Source organism: Lactobacillus sp. C449L, assembly GCF_059900815.1.
Window position 1 is genome coordinate 335879 of the sequence record NZ_JBWXGA010000002.1, and the last position, 19537, is coordinate 355415.

Here is a 19537-nt window from a genome sequence, read left to right on the forward strand (position 1 = left end):
CCTTCAAATTAAAAATTATAATTTGATTCAATTTTGGCGATAGCGCTCCGCAAATCTAATATTTGCGACAGTCCGTAATCTATTGAATTACGTCCCAGCTTTTAACTACTGCAATAATTAATGCTTCGGCAATCTCCCCTTTCACTAGCTTCTTAATTTTTGCAGAAACTCCACTAGCTAATCTTGTCGATTGCGACCTCTTCGTTTTATTTATAAAAATATTAATATCATTTACCATATCTGTCAAGAAATTTTCATAAACAGTTAACTAAATATTTTATAAGAGCTGCTTAATCAACATTTTAGTTGCAGATTAAAATTAAAATGTTAAAATTCATTACTAATCAAATTTAAAAAAAGTTAATCAAGTAGGTGTACAGGAATGAAAGTTGTTAAGTTTGGCGGCAGCTCTTTAGCCAATGCCGAGCAATTTCAAAAAGTTATTAATATTATTAACGCTGATCCAACGCGTAAAGTAATCGTTACTTCAGCTCCCGGAAAAAGATTTGCCCAAGATATTAAGGTGACCGATCTGCTAATCAAATATGCTGAAAAAACTATAAATAAGCAAGATAGCGCTGAAATTCTTAAACAAATCTGGTCAAGATATCGGGAAATTGCGACTTTTTTTGGCCTTACGGCAACAGAACTTAAGCCTTTGTACGAAGAACTAGTAGAGTTACCAAATGGTGCCTATCCCAATCAGGCTTTTTTGCTTGATGCCTTCAAAGCTCATGGGGAGAGAGTCAATGCTCAGCTATTAGCGCTCATCTTACAAAAACAAAAGCTACCTGTTCGTTATCTTGACCCTAAAGCAGCAGGTTTTTTGGTAAGCAATGTGGCGGGTGACGCTCAGGTTTTAGAGCAAACTTATACTAATTTATTAAAATGGCGAGCTGTACCTGAATTATTAATCGTGCCTGGTTTTTATGGCATTACCACTAACGGTAATATCGCAACTTTTTCACGAGGTGGCTCTGACATTACGGGAGCTATATGGGCACGTGGAATTCAAGCCGATATGTATGAAAACTTTACTGATGTTAACGCAATTTATGCTGCCGACCCGCGTATTGTTGATCAGCCTCACGCAATTATAATCATGACTTATCGGGAACTACGAGAATTATCATATGCGGGTTTTTCAGTGTTTCATGACGAAGCACTGATTCCAGCCATTCAGGGCCACGTACCTATCAACGTCAAGAATACAAACCATCCCGAACTTCCGGGTACACTAATTGTTCCCGAAAAAGACGTTCGTCCTAAAAGTGTCATTACCGGAGTGGCAAGTTCAAACCATTTTTCTGCCTTATATTTGCATCGGTATTTGTTGAATAAAGAAACAGGTTTTACCCTGAAACTACTAGAAATATTTTACAAGTTCAACATTTCTTATGAACATATGCCATCGGGAATCGACGATTTAACTGTTATTTTTGATAAACGGCAGTTTACTGATGAATTGCGCGCACAAATGTGCCAAGAAATTAAAAAGATTATCCACCCTGACCAACTTGAGTGGATTGACGACTATGCCATTATCATGGTGGTTGGTGAAGGCATGCGTAATAAGATTGGTGCAATGAAAAGTATTACAACCTCGTTAGCAGATAAACACGTGGCAATTCATATGATCAATCAAGGTGCATCAAGAATCTCAATTATGTTGGGTACTAAAAAGGCTGATGCAGCAACTGCCGTTGCACAAATTTATCACCAGTTTTTTAACTAGTATTAAAGGAGTTTAACATGGTGCAAATACTAAAAGTTCATGGTTCACAGAACAAATTTTTCTTACTTGATCAAGCATTACTTAAAAAGCCGCTCACTAAAAAAGAATTGATATCTCTTGCTCAGCAGCTAACTAACCCGCAAACTGGTCCTTTAGGCGGAGCTGACGGCTTGCTAGTTGTCAGTGAATCGACTCATCCTCAAGCTTTGGGAAAAATGCAAGTTGTTAATGCCGATGGTTCTTTTGCCTCTATGTGTGGTAATGGTTTACGAACAGTTGGCCGCTATTTGGCCCAAAAATATCAAAAAAACTTGTTCAAAGTTGAAACTGAACAAGCTGATCTACGGGTTACCTGCCAGCCTGACTGGGCACCTGAAGTTAAAGCAGTCGGAGTCGAAATTAGCCCGGTTAGCTTTCAGCGGCAAGACTTACCTTTTGCTGGTTTAAATACGAAGCAATTAATTAATCAACCTGTGCCTGCATTTGCTCCCGACTTAAAATTTACTGCGGTAGCTGTGCCCAATCCACACCTAATCAGCATTGTTTCGCCAGAAATTTTAAATAGTAACCTGTTAGAAAAATTGGGCACACAGTTGAATCAGTCCAACCCTTACTTTCCAAATGGTGTCAATGTTAGCTTTGCCCAGATTATTAGCCCAAAGCACTTGTTTGTACGAACTTTTGAACGTGGAGTTGGCTTTACTAATGCTTGTGGAACTGGCATGTCAGCTGCTAGCCTGGTGTTTGCACTAACGCACTCTGAAGAAAAAATTTTTGAACAGCGACTTAAAGTTTCTAACCCGGGCGGTTTTGTTCAAACTATTGTTCATCAAGAAAAAAATCGCTACTGGATTGAACTAATTGGCAATGCAACGATTACGCATTATTTCGAAATCAGCGAAAACGAACTGCACCAAAAGTGCCTAAATTTTGAGCATTTAAACTACAAAGTCACTACCGAAGATGAATCATATCAAAGCTATCTTACCAATCAAACAGAGTAAACGATTTTCACTATATGGCAATTTTTACTTTCTTAAAATTAATTAATCCAAACAAGCATATTCTGCTAGAATATATGTGTAAGTTTTTGGTTAACACTCTTGAAAGAAGTAAATTAAAATGAATAAGAATAAAAAATTTTTAGTTCCTATGATTGCAAGTGCACTATTTTCTATTGGAATCAGCGGGTTTTCATGCAGCCAAAATGTTATGGCTGCTACAACTGCAGACACTAGCACAGCCTCTGTTAAAAATGCCGCAGGTTTAATGGATTTTATTGCTAAAAAAGGTCACTTAACTGCTGCTCAGAAAAGTGAAGCCAAAAAAGCGGCTAAAATGCTCAGAACTGGTAAGCTTGGCAGTCAAACTGCGCCGTCTTGGTTTAAGACTTATGTTTCTTTAAGTGATGCCGATGATGCGACAAGTAGCTCAAATGTTGTGGCCACTATTGCAAACCTTGAACAAGTTAACAAAGAAAGAGCAGCTATCGGTAAAAAGAAATTGAAAATCTCATTGATTTCTACTGCCATTTCAATGATTGATTGTGATTACCAAAAACGTGACTCGTTAGTTCATCCACAATATTATAAGCATGCTGGCAATATTGAAAATTTAGCCGCCGGTTCAGATCCCGTTAGCATGTGGATGAATGAAAAAGCTAACTGGCAATGGGATGTTCAAAAATCACCTAGTCTAACCCGCTACCAATTTTCACCAAATTGGAATAGTGCTACTTATAATCACGCTGTCTTAGGCACTAATGGCTATAAGACTGCTGGACATTACACTAATATTGTTAATAAGAAACATCGCGTGATGGGCATGGCTCACATGACCAAGAATCCCACTTATGGGTATGCGGATGCATACAATGCAACCAGTAAAGGAGCTAAAAGCGCAATTACACTAGCTAAATATAAATCATTAGTTAATAAGTGGTTAGCTAAATAACTATTTTTCCTCAAGGTAATGTAACTACAAGTTAGTATTTTAAATTAAGCCGTCTGAACTTTAGGCGGCTTTTTTTGCAAAATGCTTTTTCGCCAATTCGAAGTGCTTTTAAGGACTTTCATTTCTTTTTTGATGAAGTACAATATTCTAATAAAGCGATTACATTAAGAAGGAGTTTTAACTATGACTGAATCAGAATATCAAAAATTAGTTAATGATATGCGAAGAGATTTTAAAAAAGGCGATGACCAGCGAGATGCTGGTTTGCCAACACATATTCCTGAAGTAGATCGATTCGATGATATTCCTTACGGCAAAGATCCGAAATATCAGATACTTGATGTCTATTTACCAAGCAACCGCACTGACCATAAGTTGCCAGTAATTGTTAATATTCATGGTGGTGGCTGGGTGTATGGCACTAAGGAAACTTATCAATTCTATTGTATGGCATTGGCAAAAGAAGGCTTTGCAGTTATTAATGCTAACTACCGTTTAGCGCCAGATGTTGTATATCCGGGCGAACTTGACGATATTAATCGGGTCTTTCACTGGGCCGCAAAAGCTGAAAATGCCAAACAGTACCAGCTAGATTTAAACAATGTTTTTATTGTTGGCGATAGTGCCGGCGGACAAATGGGGGAGCAAATTTTAGCTGTCTACACTAACGACGAGTATCGTAAATACTTTGGCTATGACATTCCTAAGTTGAAAATCAAAGCTGCCGCACTGAATTGTGGTGCTTATTTCCTTACAGCTATTAACTCAATCGCTGGCGCTCCTGAAGCATATTTTCGTCCAGAAATTCGCTTAGCCGAGCATGAACAGCTTAACGTTGAACAATTTTTAACTACGAATTTGCCACCAATCTTTTTGATGACTTGCACTAATGACTTCTTACGTGACAATGCGTACATGCTGGCAGGTTACTTACGGGCAAAGGAAATTTTTCATGAAATTCACTTCTACGGTGATGATGAACATCGCCGTGGCCATGTTTTTCACGTTAATCAAAGAGATGATTTGGCTAAGCAATGTAACTTAGACGAGTTAAATTTTTTCCGTAAGTACTTAAACTAAAACTCCTATCGTTATAAAGTAATGGCTGGGCTATAAAGAAGTTCAGCTCGTCAGTCACACAACTTAACTCTTTTTAAATAATTTTAACCATAATAAAAGTCTTGCAAATAATTTATTACTAACTGCAAGACTTTTTGTTACTGCTTTTTGCTGCTTTTAGAAAGCCAAAACATTAATAATGGCAAAATCACAAAGCCAAAAACCATCATCATGATTGCATACCAGTTAACGCCAACTACTTGGCCATTTTCAATTATGCCAAACTGGGCTTGCCAGTTGTAGTTGACAAGTAAGAAAATAACTAGAATAATCGACAAAACTGGAACAAAAATATCGGTCCAGATATTTTTTGATGCCGGTAAAACTGGTTCCTTGTTTTTACCGTAATAAAAACAAATTACGGCAAGTGGAACAATGATAAATCCTAAAAATCTAACCATTGCACTTAAAGTAATCAAGTTAACCATGTTGTACTGAAAGGCAAGCGGTACTAAAATCGCTAAGGCCTCTGAAATAAAAAATGTTCTAATTGGAAAATTGTTTTTTGTTCTTTTGGTAAGTGAAGACGGTAGCTGATTTTCACGTGCCATTGCCTCTAAAATTCGAGGTGCATTAAAACTGGAAGCGACATTAATTCCTAGCATTGATACTAATGCACCCACTAAGATTACATTACGCAAAATCTCATTATCAAAGATTGCGCTAATAGCCACAACTTGCTTAGTTGTCATCAAGGCTTTAGGATTTAAAATAAGTGCAACTGCCACAACACCAATGTAGATTGCAGCAATCACAAAAATGGCTAGCGGAATGGCTCTAGGCAGGTTTTTTTCAGGTTCTTGCATATCATCAGAGCCTGAAGCAACAGACTCAAAGCCAGTAAAAGCATAAAAAGCTGATACGATAGCCATTACGAAGCCTGTGGTAGTTAATGTAGGGACAATTTTATGACCATTTTGCGTAATTTGATCAACCATTGTCAGGTTATGGGAAACGCCCGTCGTTATCAATAAAACTACTCCAGCAACAATAATCAATATCAAAGCAGAAAGTTTACCAGCGGTAGCAATGTTCATTACCAACTTAACAAACCTTTGTCCAAACAAGTTGATTACTGTAATTATGAGCATTAAAACCAAAAACCCAATAGTAACGTTCACGATACTATCTGGATTACCACCAAAAATTGAAATAGTCGATTTAATTACTCCAACCGCCATTACACCCCAAGCAACGCTCGCCGAAAAATACCTTAATATACCAATATAAAAACCGATATTATCGCCAAAAGCTGCCTTGGCATAGGCATAAGAAGCACCAGATTTAGTCACATATTTCGCTGCCGCAGAAAATGAAACAGCTAAAACAGCGGCAAAAATAGCTGCAATTAAGTAAACCAAAAGTGACTTACTACCGGCCTGACTAACAACACTTCCTGGTGTTAAAAAAATTCCTGATCCGATAATTGAATTGATTGCCAATAACACTATCGACCAAAAACCTAGCTTATCACTTGTTCTATTATCTATCTTCATAATTAATCTTCTTTTACTTAGCTTTTTCAACTAAAAACTTAAACAAATTGTTCATGTACTTAGTATCAGGATTTTTGTGTAACATCTCCGGGTGCCATTGAACAGCTAAAATTGTACCCTCTTTATTTTCTAGCCCTTCAGGAACGCCATCGCTTGCGCGTGCAACCTCAATTAGATCACTTGCAACATTTTTAATTAACTGATGGTGAAAAGAATTAACTAAAAATTCGGTTTTACCCAGAGTTTTCGCAAGTAAGCTGCCTTCTTTTACTCTCATACCATGTGTTGGCAAATCCGGAGTATGACCTTGATCATGCTTTAAGGTTTGTTCATTACGATAAGCAACATCCTGGTAAAGACTGCCACCATGTGCAACATTGATAATCTGAGCCCCTCGACAAATGCCCAGAATAGGCTTACCCATCTTTTCAGCAATTTTCAAAAGTAACATATCAAAATGATCGCGTGCTGGCCAAATCTCACCAATATTTGGTTTTAGCTCTTCTCCATAAAGGTGGGGATCAACGTCATGCCCACCTGAAAGAATCAAAGCTTGAACATGTTCCATTTGACTTTTAATTACTTCTTCATTCGCAGTATACGGAATAATATATGGTACGCCTCCGTTTTGCACAACTGAATCCACATAATCTTCATTAACATAGCTACGACGGTACCCAAGAAATAGACCAGAATCATCAATCATTTCAGAGCCAGCAATACCTATAATAGGTTTAGTCATTTTTTCACCTGCTTTTAAATTAATCTACTTACTTTTAATAAATACATTATAGCAATAAAAAACTCAAATCTGGATTTATATGTTTGAAGCCGAAACTGATATTAGTAAATAGTTTTTTTAAAAAAACACTTGGTTAACTGAAAAGTAGTTCAATTGCTAATATTAACAGCTGTGCTAGAATTTCTTAATAGAAACATTATTATTTTATAGTTGATTACGTTTTGCTATTAACGCGAGGATCATCATGACATTATTTAATAAAGTTCTTCGGCAACAAAAAATTCTGTGGGTAACTTTACTTGTTTTAGTTTGTGTTAGCATTATTTGCCAGTCTTTTCCGCAAATAACTGATGTCAACTGGCAAACTATTCTTTCTTTATTCAGCCTAATGCTCGTAACTCAGTATCTAATTAAAATTAAGGCACTAGACTATTTAAGCCAAAAAATCATTGATCTAGCAAACAACGAGCGCCAAGTTACACAGCTATTAGTATTGCTGGCAGCGGTTTTAGCCATGTTTTTAACTAATGACGTAGCCATTCTCAGCTTGATTCCTTTGTTTCTAGTTGTTCACAAGCAAATTCATGGTTCCTTTGTTTGGCCGCTAAGCTTAATTACCATCTCAGCTAACTTAGGCAGCGCCTTAACGCCATTTGGTAACCCCCAAAATCTTTATTTATACAACCACTTTAAGCTAAGTATTGGTAATTTTCTTAACCTGTCTTTTCCACTAACAGCTACCAGCTTTGTTTTATTAGCAGCCGCGACTTGGATGGTTCCTAAGACCCCATTATCCCCAAAGTCAGAAATAAAATATACTTTAAAGCCACTACAATTGTTTGCTGCATTATCTCTACTTGGACTTACATTACTAGGGGTTTTACATTTTATTCCATTAGTCTACACTTCAGTTGCAGTTTTATTAGCTATTTTAATACTAGATCATTCAATCATAACTCGAGTCGACTATGGCACCTTATTAACCTTTATCAGCTTTTTTCTAATCGTTGGGATATTGGGAAGAAACCTGCAAATCATCAACTTAATTACACTCTTTTTAAAAAAAGGTGCAAAGACAACATATTGGACCGGCATTATCCTAAGCCAAATTATTAGCAATGTACCAGCTACATTTTTAATTGCAAAATTTTCAACTAATATTGCTGCGATTTTTTTAGGTGTTAATGTGGGTGGATTAGGAACTCCTATTGCCTCATTTGCTAACCTACTAGCCTTAAAACAAGCCCATGTCCATAATTGGCAAGTATTAGGTGGTTTTTTAGGAGTTAACTTTGGTTTTTTAATTATTTTAGCCTTAATTATCCTGCTGTTTATACCTTAACTATTGCCCTTGACCAGATAGCTTGGCAATTTTTTGTTTAATTTCTTGTAGCTCAGCAATCGTTACACTCGGATCCGCAATTAATTGAGCTAGTTTGTATTTCAACAAACTTAACTCACTATCTTCCTGTAAGCCCAATTGGCGATTTTTACTTGAGGTTAGCACCAATTTGTGATTATCGATACGCCAAGTTGGAAAATCCAAAGCTTTCAAAAAATTCTGATCATGAGAAACTATAATTACCGAAAAGGGATAATTTATTAGAAATTCTTCGACTGCTTTGATTGAAGGTAAATCTAGAAAATTAGTTGGTTCATCAAGAACTAACAAATTATGTTCACCTAATAAAGCTCTTGCTAACTTAAAACATATAAGTTGTCCACCACTTAAATCGCAAATCTTGCTGGTCAAAAGGTGCCTTAAGTGCAAGTCGCTTAACAATTTAAGGCTATCTTCTCTATTAAAAATTGAGTTTTTAATGATTTCAGCTTGTAGCGTTACACTCTTGTTTATGTCATTAGTCAAGTTTTGAGTAAAGAAACCTATTTTAACTTTGGGATTAACCCATTCATTGATTCTATGATGAACTAGTTGATTTAAAAAAACTGACTTTCCACTCCCATTAGGTCCAATCAAGGCAATTTTTTGACCATTTTTAATTTTTATTTCCTGGGAAATACTAAATAATTCTTTTTCAGAAATTATCACCTTCTGGGGTTCAATTCGAAATAAGCTGCTATTCTTTTCAATCTGAATGCCAATATGTTTGATATTCTTAAGCGTAATTGGATGGCGTACTTGCGGTTTGCTAATCCGTGCAGTTGAAACTTCGATGCGTTTTTTTAGAACTTTATTAGTACGAAGTAATTTGCGTTCCTTACCACCATAGTCTCTTGTCTTCCATTCAGATCTTGATTCCCCTCGTTTGGGTTTATCAGCATGAAAAGCTTTAGTTTCTTTTCGCCGCTGCGCTACTTTTAACTTAGCAATTCTTTTTTGTTGCTCTTCATATTCATTAATCTTTTTTTGTTCTTGTTTTTTAATCGTAGTTTCGAATTCTTTAAAGGTACCTTTGTATTCACTGACTTTTCTGTCGTTTAAAAGCCAAACAGTATTTACTGTATTTTCCAATAAGTTTTGGTCATGGCTAATAATAATTATTGGATTGTGAACACTATTTATCAGTTTCATTAGCCATTCTTGTTGGTCAATATCTAAATTTGAAGTTGGTTCGTCAAGTAAAAGTAGACCATTCTTTTTGTGGGTAGCTTTATTAAATGCGGATTTGATAACTTCTTTTTCATTTTCACCACCGCTTTGTTCGTTATAAGACAGTACCTGTGGAACCATGACAATTGGGCAGTTGCGTCTAATCTGTCCAGTAACACTGAAAATGGTTTGTTCCTGGTTTATGACCTTAAATAATGTTGTTTTACCAGCACCATTTTCACCAATCAAGCCAATTTTTTGTCCTTCATTGACACTTAAATTTGTTATCTGCAGCAATTTTTCGTTTCTATATTCAAGGGCTAGCCCATTTATTTTGATGTATTCCATACTTAACACCTACTTTTTTGTAAAGAAAAAGCACTGATAACCAAATTACCTACGTTTTGATTAGCAGTACACAAAAAAGCCAGTATTCAAGCCAAATACGCCCTTAATGAGTTAATACTAATTTCTGATTATAGGCAAAAGTGCGTACAGAAAACGCAGATTGGTTACCAATCTTTTTTTGCTTATTTATAGAATCAGAAATTAATTTTTCATTTTGGCCGTATCCTCTTTTCTTAAGTTGTCTTTAATATATCATATTAATTTCATTTTGCAATTTAAATTTTGGGATTTACTAGATACAATGGTTATTCAACCTTTTCAAAAACTTCACAAACCATCGGCGCTTGAGGATAAAAAGTGCGATTTTTACTTTCATATTCTTGCTTAAAAAATTCGTCATGGATTTGGCGCCATTCTTCAAAAGTACCTTCGCCTTCGTGATAAGCATGTTCAGCAGAAATTTGATTGTAGGGAACAATTTCCACCACCTTTTCGCGAACCACACAAACTGGCTCACCAGCGCCATCAAGAATAACACTTAGTTCTCCAACTTTAGGTAACGGTTCTTCTCCATAGAATTCATAAGCTGACGTAGTTGCAGTTTTTATGCCACAGTTAACCTTATCTGCTAAATTATCTTCGTCCGTTCCAAACGACCATGCATCGTACGGCGTGTCTTCAGCCCAATTATGTTTTTGGCAAAAAATTCGCCAAAATTCTGTTATTGCTCGTTTCATTAATTACCCCATTTTGTTATTGCTTATCCATAAATTTATTAATTAAGCGCTTTTTCCATCACAACAAATCTGTATGTGCCACCATTTGACTCCGTGTCTTCAGTACCCGTAGTCTGATAACCTGCTTTCTGATAGACTTTTTGAGCACGTTGATTAAACTCAGCTACTGACAAAATAATTTTTTTATATTGATGCTTTTGTTCAACAAAATCTTGGATAATTTTCATCAAAGTTAATCCGCGGCCGTGACCAGTTAGTTCAGGCGCCATACCAAGGCCAACTTCTACTTGGCTTGGTTCTTTTTCAACCGGGTCTAAGCAAAAGAACGCAGTAAGTTGACCATTCTCATCTAAAATTTGGAAATAATGATCTGATCTTAACTCAGGCGTGACAATTTCTTCATAATCCTCTGGGTCATTTTTCATGTCATAAAACGCATAATCGCCATCATAATGCCAGTTATTTGCAATTACTTCAGCATTTTTTTGCGATAGTTGCTCGACTCGACTAAATTCACTTTTCATTTTAGCTCCCCCTATAATAGTTAAAGAATACGATACAAGCCCTATAAAATCAAATTTATATAAACAAAAAGTCCTTACTTGCTGACACAAGTAAGGATGTTCTTTAGTATCATTTTTTAATTAATTGGTTGACCGCCAGTTACACCATAAACTTGCCCAGTAATGTAACTTGCCATATTTGAAGCTAGGAAGATATAAACAGGAGCCAACTCATCTGGTTGACCTGCCCGATTCAGAGGTTCCTCATGTCCAAACTCTGGAATGCCCTCTTTTGGCTGACCGCCACAAACTTGTAATGGTGTCCAAATTGGACCAGGAGCAACACTGTTAACCCGAATTCCCTTAGGAGCCAATTCCTGTGAAAGGTTAATTGAAAAGTTGACAATTGCTGCCTTGGTTGCTGCATAATCCAACAAAATTGGTGTAGGACTAAACCCTTGTACTGAAGTTGTTGTCAAAATGACGCTGCCTGGTTTCATATGAGGAACAGCAGTTTTTACCATTTCATACATTGAAATAATGTTGACTTCGAAAGTGTCATGAACACTATCTATCGATAGTTCTGCTAGGCTATTTGTGTGCTGCTGAATCGCTGCATTCATCACCAGCAGTTCCAGACTACCAAATTCTTTCAATGCTTCCTTGACAACACGTTCGGCTTCACCACGTTTGCGAAAATCTGCCGGAAGCAGAGCCGCCTTACGACCTGCATTTTCAACCAGCTTTGCTACTTCTTTAGCATCTGATTCTTCTTCTGGCAGAAACTGAATAGCAACATCGGCGCCTTCTTTAGCAAAACCAACTGCAACAGAACGACCGATCCCAGAGTCACCACCAGTAACTAATGCATGTCTCCCCTTCAGTAAATCATGGCCTTCATAGTTTGCCATATCACCATCAGGCTGCGGATCCATTTTGCTCTGAATTCCCGGATATTGCTGTGATTGTCCTGAAAACTTACCATCATGATAACGGGTTAACGGATTTGTTAGGTTATTATCCATAGTTAAAATCTCCCTTCTTAAATCCACCCTCAATGTACAGCGTTTGTATTATTAAAACAAAATATATGCTCATAAATGCACACTAATCATATTTTTTGCTGTCTGGCGGTTTTCGTTTTATGATGGAAATAAGAGTTCTATACTCAAGGAGGTTATACTTAATGATTAAAGCTTATAAGAAGTTCTGGAGCAATATTTTTAATTTTTCAGGTCTTGCTAGTCGTTTTGAGTACTGGGTTCCGGTGATTATTAACTGGATTTTAGGCTTTATTTTAATGGCAATTGTGCAGGCGATTTTAGGCCACTCAATCGAAGACATTTATACTTGGGGTGATTGGAGCGCAAAAACTGGGTCACTGATAATTAGCTTTGTTGTTTGGCTTGCAACTTTGTCTATAAGCTTTCGTCGCCTACATGATTCAAATCATTCGGGTTGGTGGATTTTGGTTAACATTCTGCCGTTAATTGGGCAGTTATGGTTTATCATCTTGCTACTTTTGCCTTCTCGCCAAAATCGTTATCAAAAGTGATTCGAACTAGAAACTTAAATCTATCATTTTGACATAAAGTGCAATTAATACGCTATTGTAGTGCATTATTGCACTTTTTGTCTGCCCGCTAAAATATCTTCAAGCCATGCTTTACGATCACTCTGGCAAACGTTTAGGCTTTGCTTTTTGGCTGCCTCGTTGTAAAAATTGATTTTTCGATCAATTATTTTCATTGATTTATTCAATGCTGCAATTTCTTTAGTGACTTTTTGCTTTTGCTCTAAAAACAATTTTTTACGCTTCTCAACCGAATTTAGACCATCATCAGCTAACCTTAGATATTCCTTGATGTTTTTTAAGGACATGCCGGTTTCTTTCAAGCAAATAATGGTATTAATTGTCATTAAATCAGCGGGTTCAAATTCTCGAATACCATTTTCATCACGCTTAACAAAGTTTAGTAAGCCAATTTTTTCGTAATAACGCAAAGTGTACGTGCTGACCCCCAGCAATTCACTAACATCTTTGATTCGATATTTTTTCATAGTTTTCTCCTTACAGTTAACTACAACTGTCAATACTATCAGCTGATTATTTTCTAATCAAACCACAAAAATGATAACACTGATTAAGTAATAATATTACTATTTTTTAGTGCTTAGACACTTATAAAAACATTTGACTTAGAGTAACTCGAAGGCCATATAATCATCTTTAGGTATTAAAAGGAGGTCACGAATGAACTTTTTGATTTTAGCCGCAAACGGCCAAATTGCGCAGATTGTTGAACAACGCATCCTGAACCAGCCTGATTTTGCAGATGTTAAACTGACGCTGGGCCTGCGCAACCATCAGCGTTTGTCTAAATTAGAACCTGATGCTCATGTTTTGGAAGTTGATTTAACCAAATTAGACGATGTTAAAAAAGCAATGCATAATCAAGACATGGTATTTGTTGCTGTTGTAGACCATACAACTGATAACATAATAACTAAAAATGTAATTACGGCTATGAAGGACAACAACGTTTCCCGCGTACTATTTACTAATATTCTAGGAATATATAACGAAGTCGGTGGTGAATTTGGTCGCTGGAATCACGAATATACCCTTCCGGGTTTACAAACAGCAATTAACTCTGACAAGCTCCTTGCCGAATCTGGTTTGCAATACACCACATTGCGCCTTCCTTGGCTTAATGATCGCGATGAAATCAAATACACAATTACGACGCGAAATGAACCGTATGACGGTGTATCTGGTTCACGTAAGAGCATTGCGGATGCCATTATCAAAATGATTCTCAACCCCAAGCTTTATGTGAATGACAGTATCGGTATAGCTGATCCTGACACTCAAGGCGAGGATCGCCCAGTATACTAAAATGTTTTTTAAAAAAATGAATTACAGGAGATATTGCTAAATGAAAGCAGGAACTTTTATTAAACCAGGAAAAGTTGAATTACGTGAATATCCAATGCCTGAACTTAAAGCTGAAGATGATGCAATTTTAAAAATTGTTTGTGCTTCAGTCTGTGGCTCAGACTTATGGTGGTTTAGAGGAATATCGCAGCGCGAATCCGGCATAACTACCGGTCACGAAGCTCTTGGCGTTGTTGAAAAGGTTGGTGCAAATGTAACTAATGTTAAACCTGGTGATTTTGTCGTTGCTCCTTTCACCCACGGTTGTGGTCACTGTGCAGCTTGCCTAGCTGGCTTTGACGGAAATTGTCTTAACAAAAGTAATGAAGTTAATGGTGGCTACCAAGGCGAATATCTTAGATTTTTTAATGCGAATTGGGCATTAGTTAAAATTCCGGGTACCCCTGAGGATTATTCCGATGATCAGCTGAAAGATTTAATGACCCTGTCTGACGTCATGGCCACCGGCTATCATGCGGCTACCAATGCGGAGGTTAAGTCCGGAGATACTGTTGTTGTTCTTGGTGATGGTGCAGTTGGTTTGTGCGGTATCATTGCTTCCAAAATGCGTGGCGCAAAAAGAATAATTGCTATGAGCCGGCACGAAGACCGCCAAAAACTAGCAGTCGAATTTGGCGCAACCGCTATTATTCCTGAACGTGGAAGCGAAGCTGTTAAGCGGGTAATGGATTTAACTAATGGTGCTGGGGCTGACGCAGTTTTAGAATGTGTTGGAACTAATCAAGCGGTTGAAACAGCTCTTGCAGTTGGACGCCCAGGCGCTGTAGTTGGTAGAGTTGGCGTGCCGCAAAATCCTAAAATTGATACTACCAAAATGTTTTGGAACAATATCGGCATGCGTGGCGGCATTGCTTCAGTAACTACCTATGACCGGAAAGTTTTACTTGATGCGGTTTTAAAAGGAAAAATTCATCCTGGCAAAGTCTTCACTAAGACTTTTCGTTTAGATCAAATTCAAGCAGCCTACGAAGCAATGGATCGTAGAGAAGCTATTAAGTCTTTAGTGATTGTTGATCATAAATAGTTTTTCTATTGCTAGCATGCCTTGCTTTAGTTAAAAAGGAAGTAGTTAAAATTATTATTTTTATTAATGCCAGTCAAAATTCAGCAGGAAATACTAGTCGCATGGGACAAGATTTCTTGCGTGGTCAAGACTACAAGCAAATCAACCTATTAGATTATAAAATCTATCAAATTAATCAAGAATATTCTGACGATCAATTTGCAGAAATATTTACGCAACTGCAAAAAGCCGACTGGATTGTTATGGGAACCCCAGCTTATTGGCACTATATGAGTGGCTACCTTAAGACATTTATTGAGAGAGTTGGCCAAAGTCCAAAATTTGATTCTTTAGCTGGAAAAAAGATATCAGTATTTATCCAAGGAACTGACCCCACTGATGCAATTGGACCTGTAACTACCGTAATTAAACGCTTTGCTGATGTTGCTAATATGACTTACGTTGATATCCAAGACAATTTTACAAAATAAACTATTAAAATGTTTCACGTAAAACAATAAAGCGGCCTTTACGTTTTCTGTAAAGCACAGGCAATAACCCCAGCTATCTATAAATCCACTAAGCTGTGTTTGTGTTAAATTTAATCTACATTAATCAAACAAGTTTTCTTTACAATAAAAGCAGAGCAACCTTCAGAAAAGTGCCCTGCTTTTTAAGCATATCAGACTAGTTAACAACCTCTCCTTGCTATAATGAGCAAAGGGAGGTAGATATTATGCGTATTAAAAAGCACATTGTTAATTGGCCTCAAAATTTTATACATGCTCGACCAGTTAAGCAATGGTTCAAGAAAATCGAGCAAGCAACTAATCAGCTACCGCTAATTTGGCGAAAATTGGAAGACCGTAGCTACTCCTGGGATTTATCAGGTTTAAAACAGCTTCAAAGCTTGTTACAAAGTTCTGCCAAACATAGCAAAAAAGTTCAAATACAACTTAAAAAATTATCGCAAGAGGCTAACTCTCAGCTAATCCCCATTTTTAAAAGTCAAACATTTCTAAATGCTCTTGCTCACGAAATGAAGCTTTCTCACCGAACTATTAGCACTATTCCTGCTTTGTTAAATAAATTTGCGCAAACCGAAACTCCGTTTTCATCTACAAACCTACTTATTTTAGTGCTTTTTGTTGCGTTTGGTACGCAAGTACCACTAATTATTAAAGGGTCATTCAATGCGAAAAAAGCACTTTTTACAGTTACTACCGTGTTGGATTACGTTACGACAGCTATTCAGTTAGCTAAACATTTTCAGAAAAATAAAGCGCAATAAGGTTGGAACAATATTCTAATCTTTTTTATTTTCTCTTTTCATACCATCGAACAGCTCCTGGAACGGCAATACAAATCAAAACACTACCACATACTTGCAAAATCCTAACTCCCCAATTGTTTTGTATATCTGTCGGAACGAGTAGCGAATATATAAAACCGTATATGAACATAACTACTCCTACTGCCACACCAGCATGCCAGTCCAAGTCTTTTTTTGGTTTATGTTTAAATTTGTCTTTTAGCTTTCGTGTCATTTTTAGTTCTCACTTTTTAAGAAGTAAATAATTTTGTTATTGCCAGCCACATGGTAGTGTAATCCAGTTCAAATCAAACCAAAGACCACCTTTTACCTGACTGGTTATAATTGAATTTATAACTGCACCAATGGCTGACGCAGCAATTGCGGCACCCGGACTGCCCGTGCCATAACTAATAAGTCCAATAATACCTGAAATACTTCCTGTAAGAGCACCTTTAACAAGCTCCTTATCTAATACACTCTAATATAATTCCAACCAACTGTAACTTTATTTACGCCGTAATGATAGTGACTACACGTTTGAAGTCCTGAATTCTGAAGACCTGAATTTTGTGTTGATGGTGGTAAAACTCTAACTGATTTTCCAGAATCAATAACTTCAAACTCTAAACTTGCAGTTTTGGTAGTTTGGCTTATTACAAGAGATGATTCACTAATAAATTGATTAGCACTAGCTATTTGTGCTTTAGTAGAATTATATTCAGATGAAGTAATAGCATTTTTTACTTCATCATTTGGATTAATTTTGTCCACTATATTTTGAGTTAAAACCTCATTTGGTTGATTAGAAGTAGAAGCTGCTGCCAATAATAAAGTGTTTGATCAAAATAGTGCTGATATTGCTTTATTGAAGCGTTTCATGATTTTTGCCTCCTTTGTCGAAAGCAATAAGTAATAATAACTATATTTTTTAAAAAACATATATGATTAAGCTAAATATAATCTATTATATTTATAAAGTCAAAACAATTATGAAATAACACCATAGTTTAATAATTAAGAAAAGCCACAGGAAAACAAAAAACCAGTCCCAGCAATACTTTGGCTGCTATTGGGCTGGTCTTTTTATTTACTAATTTATATGTTTTCTCTTTTCATACCATCGAACAGCTTCTGCCACGGCAATACAAATCAAAGCACCACCACCTGTTTGCCAGAGTATTTCTTCCCAATAGTCATGTATAACTTTCTGAATGAGTAGCGAATATATAAAAACGCATATGAACCCAATTGCTCCTGCTGCCACAACTGCATGCCTGTCAAAGTCTATTTTTGGTTTATGTTTAAATTTGTCTTTTAGCTTTCGTGTCATTTTTAGTTGTCTCCTTTTTAAGAAGTAAATAATTTTGTTATTGCCAGCCACATGGTAGTGTATATCCAGTTAATATCAATCCAAAAGCCACCTTTAATTTGACCGCTTACAAGTGAACGTATAAAATCTCCAATGAGTGCTTCAGCAGTGTTCGTAATGGCTGGAGCATCTCCCAATAATAGAGCTGATATTACTTTATTAAACCGTTTTACGATTATGTCTCTTTTACCGGAAACATTAGAAAATAATAACTATATTTTTACAAATTTGCATATGTTTAGCCTAAATATAATCCAGTATATTTAGAAAGTCAAAACAATTAAGGAATAATACAATATTTAAATAATTAAGAAAAAGCCGGCAAACAAAAAGACCATCTCAACAATAACTTCGGCTAGTTATAGGATTGGTCTTTTAATTGCTTCGTATGCTTTTCACTATCTTGCAATGTTTGTTGAATTACAAAATACTAAATTAATATATTTATTGTTTGTCATTATTCGAATCACTCCACATTTACGGTATTATAAAAAAAGTTACACTGGCTAATATCCGTATCACGATAACAGCAGATATTTTATGTAGTACACTTGAAAGCTAGAGAAATGCAAATAGACTATTGCTTTGTCAATTAACATCAGCAAGAAAAAAGATGACAGAACAAGGCTTACAACTAAAAAAGTTTCTAGTCTGCTTTAAAGCCAAAATGTCAAATTTCGATTGATCTGTGTTTTTGTCTATATTCTTTTGGTGTTGCACCAAACTTTTTTAAAAATTTGTCGTAGAAAAAAGTAGTGTTTTTAATACCTGTATCTAGCATAATATCTGTAATCGACATTGATGTTTCGGTTAAGAGAAACTTTGCTTTTTTTAGCTGAGCATCAATTTTAATTTGCGTAAAATTCTTACCAGTTGCCGTCACCAACAATTTATAAATTGTACTAGCAGAAAAATGAAATTTCTCCGCCAATTCATTTAAAGAGCAATTGCCATCTTTGTTCTCTATTTCCTGAAGTATCTTCAATACATTTCTATCATTACGATCAATTATTAGGTTTTGGCTGACATCACCAACTAAACGGCTTAGAAAGAAAAAAAGCACTGAGCAATAACTTTCAATCACATGGATACTATTCGCTTTAGGAAAATAATGTTCTTGTAAAATCATGTCAAATACAGCAGCAAATTCAGGAATTTTAGAAGTATGAAAGATCAAAAAGTTATCAAAACTTTTTTTACCTATGACTGCATTTAATAAAAATTCGCTTAAGACATCCGAGCCATTAAACTGAGACAAAAAAATAGATGAGAAAAATTCTTTTTTGAAAATAATGTTGAAAACTATATCATCTTTTTTTTTATACTCAGCGCTATTCACAACATCGGTGTCTAAAATACACACATCCCCTTTTTTTAGAGTTATTCGCTTTCCATTAATTAAAAACGTACACTTTCCCGAATATACATAATTCATTTCCATATCTTTATGCAAGTGGGATGGAATAGTAGTATATCTTGTTTCTCTAATCATTCCCACATTACATCCCTTTAGTGTATTAACGAAATCAAAAAAATACACCTTTTTGCCATTATAATTTTTTGTTTTCAATGATTTATAGAATGGGCTCAGCGTATTTTTATTCTGTATATGCCATTTCTCACTAACGGTAGTTTGATAAATTCTTTTATTTAGTATTTTGTTAATCATTATTTTATTGAATATGATAAAGTAATAAAGCAATTATG

Annotated in this window: 21 protein-coding genes and 1 riboswitch; of the genes, 10 read left to right on the forward strand and 11 right to left on the reverse strand. The window is 36.0% G+C overall.

Going from position 1 to position 19537, the window contains the following annotated elements; genetic code table 11:
• Window positions 1–32 precede the first annotated feature (32 nt).
• Window positions 33–209: riboswitch (Lysine riboswitch) on the reverse strand.
• 173 nt (window positions 210–382) lie between these two features.
• The 4 genes from AC2JF9_RS04940 to AC2JF9_RS04955 all read left to right on the forward strand — a co-directional run bounded on the left by AC2JF9_RS04940 (window position 383) and on the right by AC2JF9_RS04955 (window position 4768).
• On the forward strand, window positions 383–1735 hold the full coding sequence (locus AC2JF9_RS04940; RefSeq protein WP_500725684.1) for an aspartate kinase: 1353 nt from the start codon (window positions 383–385) through the stop codon (window positions 1733–1735).
• Between the two features lie 17 nt (window positions 1736–1752).
• Window positions 1753–2739 (forward strand): diaminopimelate epimerase, encoded by a 987-nt coding sequence (gene dapF / locus AC2JF9_RS04945; protein WP_500725685.1) that lies wholly within the window; start codon window positions 1753–1755, stop codon window positions 2737–2739.
• Between the two features lie 118 nt (window positions 2740–2857).
• The gene (locus AC2JF9_RS04950) at window positions 2858–3688 is read left to right on the forward strand and encodes a CAP domain-containing protein (RefSeq protein ID WP_500725686.1); all 831 of its coding nucleotides are present in this window, start codon (window positions 2858–2860) and stop codon (window positions 3686–3688) included.
• Window positions 3689–3871: 183 nt separating this feature from the next.
• Window positions 3872–4768, forward strand: a complete 897-nt coding sequence (locus tag AC2JF9_RS04955; RefSeq protein WP_500725687.1) for an alpha/beta hydrolase — start codon at window positions 3872–3874, stop codon at window positions 4766–4768.
• Window positions 4769–4905: 137 nt separating this feature from the next.
• On the opposite strand, the gene AC2JF9_RS04960 is transcribed toward AC2JF9_RS04955, so the two are convergent.
• Both AC2JF9_RS04960 and AC2JF9_RS04965 read right to left on the reverse strand, forming a co-directional pair.
• Window positions 4906–6303, reverse strand: a complete 1398-nt coding sequence (locus AC2JF9_RS04960) for an APC family permease (protein ID WP_500725688.1) — start codon at window positions 6301–6303, stop codon at window positions 4906–4908.
• A 13-nt stretch (window positions 6304–6316) separates the two neighbouring features.
• On the reverse strand, window positions 6317–7045 hold the full coding sequence (locus tag AC2JF9_RS04965) for a gamma-glutamyl-gamma-aminobutyrate hydrolase family protein (protein WP_500725689.1): 729 nt from the start codon (window positions 7043–7045) through the stop codon (window positions 6317–6319).
• A 244-nt stretch (window positions 7046–7289) separates the two neighbouring features.
• Here AC2JF9_RS04965 and AC2JF9_RS04970 point away from each other — a divergent pair, with 244 nt between their 5' ends.
• Window positions 7290–8387, forward strand: coding sequence for an SLC13 family permease (locus tag AC2JF9_RS04970; RefSeq protein WP_500725690.1), 1098 nt, complete (start codon window positions 7290–7292; stop codon window positions 8385–8387).
• Here the strand turns inward: AC2JF9_RS04970 and AC2JF9_RS04975 are convergent, their stop codons facing one another.
• From AC2JF9_RS04975 to AC2JF9_RS04990, 4 genes are all read right to left on the reverse strand, one after another.
• Window positions 8388–9944, reverse strand: coding sequence for an ATP-binding cassette domain-containing protein (locus AC2JF9_RS04975; RefSeq protein WP_500725691.1), 1557 nt, complete (start codon window positions 9942–9944; stop codon window positions 8388–8390).
• A gap of 305 nt (window positions 9945–10249) precedes the next feature.
• Window positions 10250–10681, reverse strand: a complete 432-nt coding sequence (locus AC2JF9_RS04980) for an ASCH domain-containing protein (protein WP_500725692.1) — start codon at window positions 10679–10681, stop codon at window positions 10250–10252.
• 38 nt (window positions 10682–10719) lie between these two features.
• Entirely contained in the window at window positions 10720–11205 is a 486-nt protein-coding gene (locus tag AC2JF9_RS04985) for a GNAT family N-acetyltransferase (RefSeq protein ID WP_500725693.1), read from the reverse strand.
• 116 nt (window positions 11206–11321) lie between these two features.
• Complete coding sequence (locus AC2JF9_RS04990) at window positions 11322–12209, reverse strand: SDR family oxidoreductase (RefSeq protein ID WP_500725694.1); 888 nt, start codon at window positions 12207–12209, stop codon at window positions 11322–11324.
• A gap of 161 nt (window positions 12210–12370) precedes the next feature.
• On the opposite strand from AC2JF9_RS04990, the gene AC2JF9_RS04995 reads away from it, so the two are divergent.
• Entirely contained in the window at window positions 12371–12739 is a 369-nt protein-coding gene (locus tag AC2JF9_RS04995; protein ID WP_500725695.1) for a DUF805 domain-containing protein, read from the forward strand.
• Between the two features lie 65 nt (window positions 12740–12804).
• Here AC2JF9_RS04995 and AC2JF9_RS05000 read toward each other — a convergent pair whose 3' ends face one another.
• Window positions 12805–13245, reverse strand: coding sequence for a MerR family transcriptional regulator (locus AC2JF9_RS05000; protein WP_500725696.1), 441 nt, complete (start codon window positions 13243–13245; stop codon window positions 12805–12807).
• 193 nt (window positions 13246–13438) lie between these two features.
• Here AC2JF9_RS05000 and AC2JF9_RS05005 point away from each other — a divergent pair, with 193 nt between their 5' ends.
• The 4 genes from AC2JF9_RS05005 to AC2JF9_RS05020 all read left to right on the forward strand — a co-directional run bounded on the left by AC2JF9_RS05005 (window position 13439) and on the right by AC2JF9_RS05020 (window position 16437).
• Window positions 13439–14083, forward strand: a complete 645-nt coding sequence (locus tag AC2JF9_RS05005) for an NAD(P)H-binding protein (protein ID WP_500725697.1) — start codon at window positions 13439–13441, stop codon at window positions 14081–14083.
• Window positions 14084–14123: 40 nt separating this feature from the next.
• Window positions 14124–15167: a zinc-binding dehydrogenase gene (locus tag AC2JF9_RS05010; protein WP_500725698.1), complete on the forward strand. Its 1044-nt coding sequence runs from the start codon at window positions 14124–14126 to the stop codon at window positions 15165–15167.
• Window positions 15168–15175: 8 nt separating this feature from the next.
• Window positions 15176–15637 (forward strand): flavodoxin family protein, encoded by a 462-nt coding sequence (locus AC2JF9_RS05015; protein WP_500725699.1) that lies wholly within the window; start codon window positions 15176–15178, stop codon window positions 15635–15637.
• Between the two features lie 245 nt (window positions 15638–15882).
• The gene (locus tag AC2JF9_RS05020) at window positions 15883–16437 is read left to right on the forward strand and encodes a hypothetical protein (RefSeq protein ID WP_500725700.1); all 555 of its coding nucleotides are present in this window, start codon (window positions 15883–15885) and stop codon (window positions 16435–16437) included.
• A gap of 25 nt (window positions 16438–16462) precedes the next feature.
• On the opposite strand, the gene AC2JF9_RS05025 is transcribed toward AC2JF9_RS05020, so the two are convergent.
• The 4 genes from AC2JF9_RS05025 to AC2JF9_RS05040 all read right to left on the reverse strand — a co-directional run bounded on the left by AC2JF9_RS05025 (window position 16463) and on the right by AC2JF9_RS05040 (window position 19322).
• Complete coding sequence (locus tag AC2JF9_RS05025; protein WP_500725701.1) at window positions 16463–16693, reverse strand: hypothetical protein; 231 nt, start codon at window positions 16691–16693, stop codon at window positions 16463–16465.
• 236 nt (window positions 16694–16929) lie between these two features.
• On the reverse strand, window positions 16930–17286 hold the full coding sequence (locus AC2JF9_RS05030; RefSeq protein WP_500725702.1) for a hypothetical protein: 357 nt from the start codon (window positions 17284–17286) through the stop codon (window positions 16930–16932).
• 265 nt (window positions 17287–17551) lie between these two features.
• Window positions 17552–17791 (reverse strand): hypothetical protein, encoded by a 240-nt coding sequence (locus AC2JF9_RS05035; RefSeq protein ID WP_500725703.1) that lies wholly within the window; start codon window positions 17789–17791, stop codon window positions 17552–17554.
• A 709-nt stretch (window positions 17792–18500) separates the two neighbouring features.
• Window positions 18501–19322, reverse strand: a complete 822-nt coding sequence (locus tag AC2JF9_RS05040) for an AraC family transcriptional regulator (protein ID WP_500725704.1) — start codon at window positions 19320–19322, stop codon at window positions 18501–18503.
• Window positions 19323–19537 lie beyond the last annotated feature (215 nt).

What these genes read in the sequence shown, in the direction of transcription:
- AC2JF9_RS05000 (WP_500725696.1), bottom strand. Translation starts at nt 13,245, where the DNA reads ATGAAAAAATATCGAATCAAAGATGTTAGTGAATTGCTGGGGGTCAGC.
- AC2JF9_RS04995 (WP_500725695.1), top strand. Translation starts at nt 12,371, where the DNA reads ATGATTAAAGCTTATAAGAAGTTCTGGAGCAATATTTTTAATTTTTCA.
- AC2JF9_RS04975 (WP_500725691.1), bottom strand. Translation starts at nt 9,944, where the DNA reads ATGGAATACATCAAAATAAATGGGCTAGCCCTTGAATATAGAAACGAA.
- AC2JF9_RS05005 (WP_500725697.1), top strand. Translation starts at nt 13,439, where the DNA reads ATGAACTTTTTGATTTTAGCCGCAAACGGCCAAATTGCGCAGATTGTT.
- AC2JF9_RS04985 (WP_500725693.1), bottom strand. Translation starts at nt 11,205, where the DNA reads ATGAAAAGTGAATTTAGTCGAGTCGAGCAACTATCGCAAAAAAATGCT.
- AC2JF9_RS05020 (WP_500725700.1), top strand. Translation starts at nt 15,883, where the DNA reads ATGCGTATTAAAAAGCACATTGTTAATTGGCCTCAAAATTTTATACAT.
- dapF (WP_500725685.1), top strand. Translation starts at nt 1,753, where the DNA reads ATGGTGCAAATACTAAAAGTTCATGGTTCACAGAACAAATTTTTCTTA.
- AC2JF9_RS05035 (WP_500725703.1), bottom strand. Translation starts at nt 17,791, where the DNA reads ATGACACGAAAGCTAAAAGACAAATTTAAACATAAACCAAAAATAGAC.
- AC2JF9_RS04960 (WP_500725688.1), bottom strand. Translation starts at nt 6,303, where the DNA reads ATGAAGATAGATAATAGAACAAGTGATAAGCTAGGTTTTTGGTCGATA.
- AC2JF9_RS04955 (WP_500725687.1), top strand. Translation starts at nt 3,872, where the DNA reads ATGACTGAATCAGAATATCAAAAATTAGTTAATGATATGCGAAGAGAT.
- AC2JF9_RS04980 (WP_500725692.1), bottom strand. Translation starts at nt 10,681, where the DNA reads ATGAAACGAGCAATAACAGAATTTTGGCGAATTTTTTGCCAAAAACAT.
- AC2JF9_RS05025 (WP_500725701.1), bottom strand. Translation starts at nt 16,693, where the DNA reads ATGACACGAAAGCTAAAAGACAAATTTAAACATAAACCAAAAAAAGAC.
- AC2JF9_RS05040 (WP_500725704.1), bottom strand. Translation starts at nt 19,322, where the DNA reads ATGATTAGAGAAACAAGATATACTACTATTCCATCCCACTTGCATAAA.
- AC2JF9_RS04940 (WP_500725684.1), top strand. Translation starts at nt 383, where the DNA reads ATGAAAGTTGTTAAGTTTGGCGGCAGCTCTTTAGCCAATGCCGAGCAA.
- AC2JF9_RS04950 (WP_500725686.1), top strand. Translation starts at nt 2,858, where the DNA reads ATGAATAAGAATAAAAAATTTTTAGTTCCTATGATTGCAAGTGCACTA.
- AC2JF9_RS04970 (WP_500725690.1), top strand. Translation starts at nt 7,290, where the DNA reads ATGACATTATTTAATAAAGTTCTTCGGCAACAAAAAATTCTGTGGGTA.
- AC2JF9_RS05010 (WP_500725698.1), top strand. Translation starts at nt 14,124, where the DNA reads ATGAAAGCAGGAACTTTTATTAAACCAGGAAAAGTTGAATTACGTGAA.
- AC2JF9_RS04990 (WP_500725694.1), bottom strand. Translation starts at nt 12,209, where the DNA reads ATGGATAATAACCTAACAAATCCGTTAACCCGTTATCATGATGGTAAG.
- AC2JF9_RS04965 (WP_500725689.1), bottom strand. Translation starts at nt 7,045, where the DNA reads ATGACTAAACCTATTATAGGTATTGCTGGCTCTGAAATGATTGATGAT.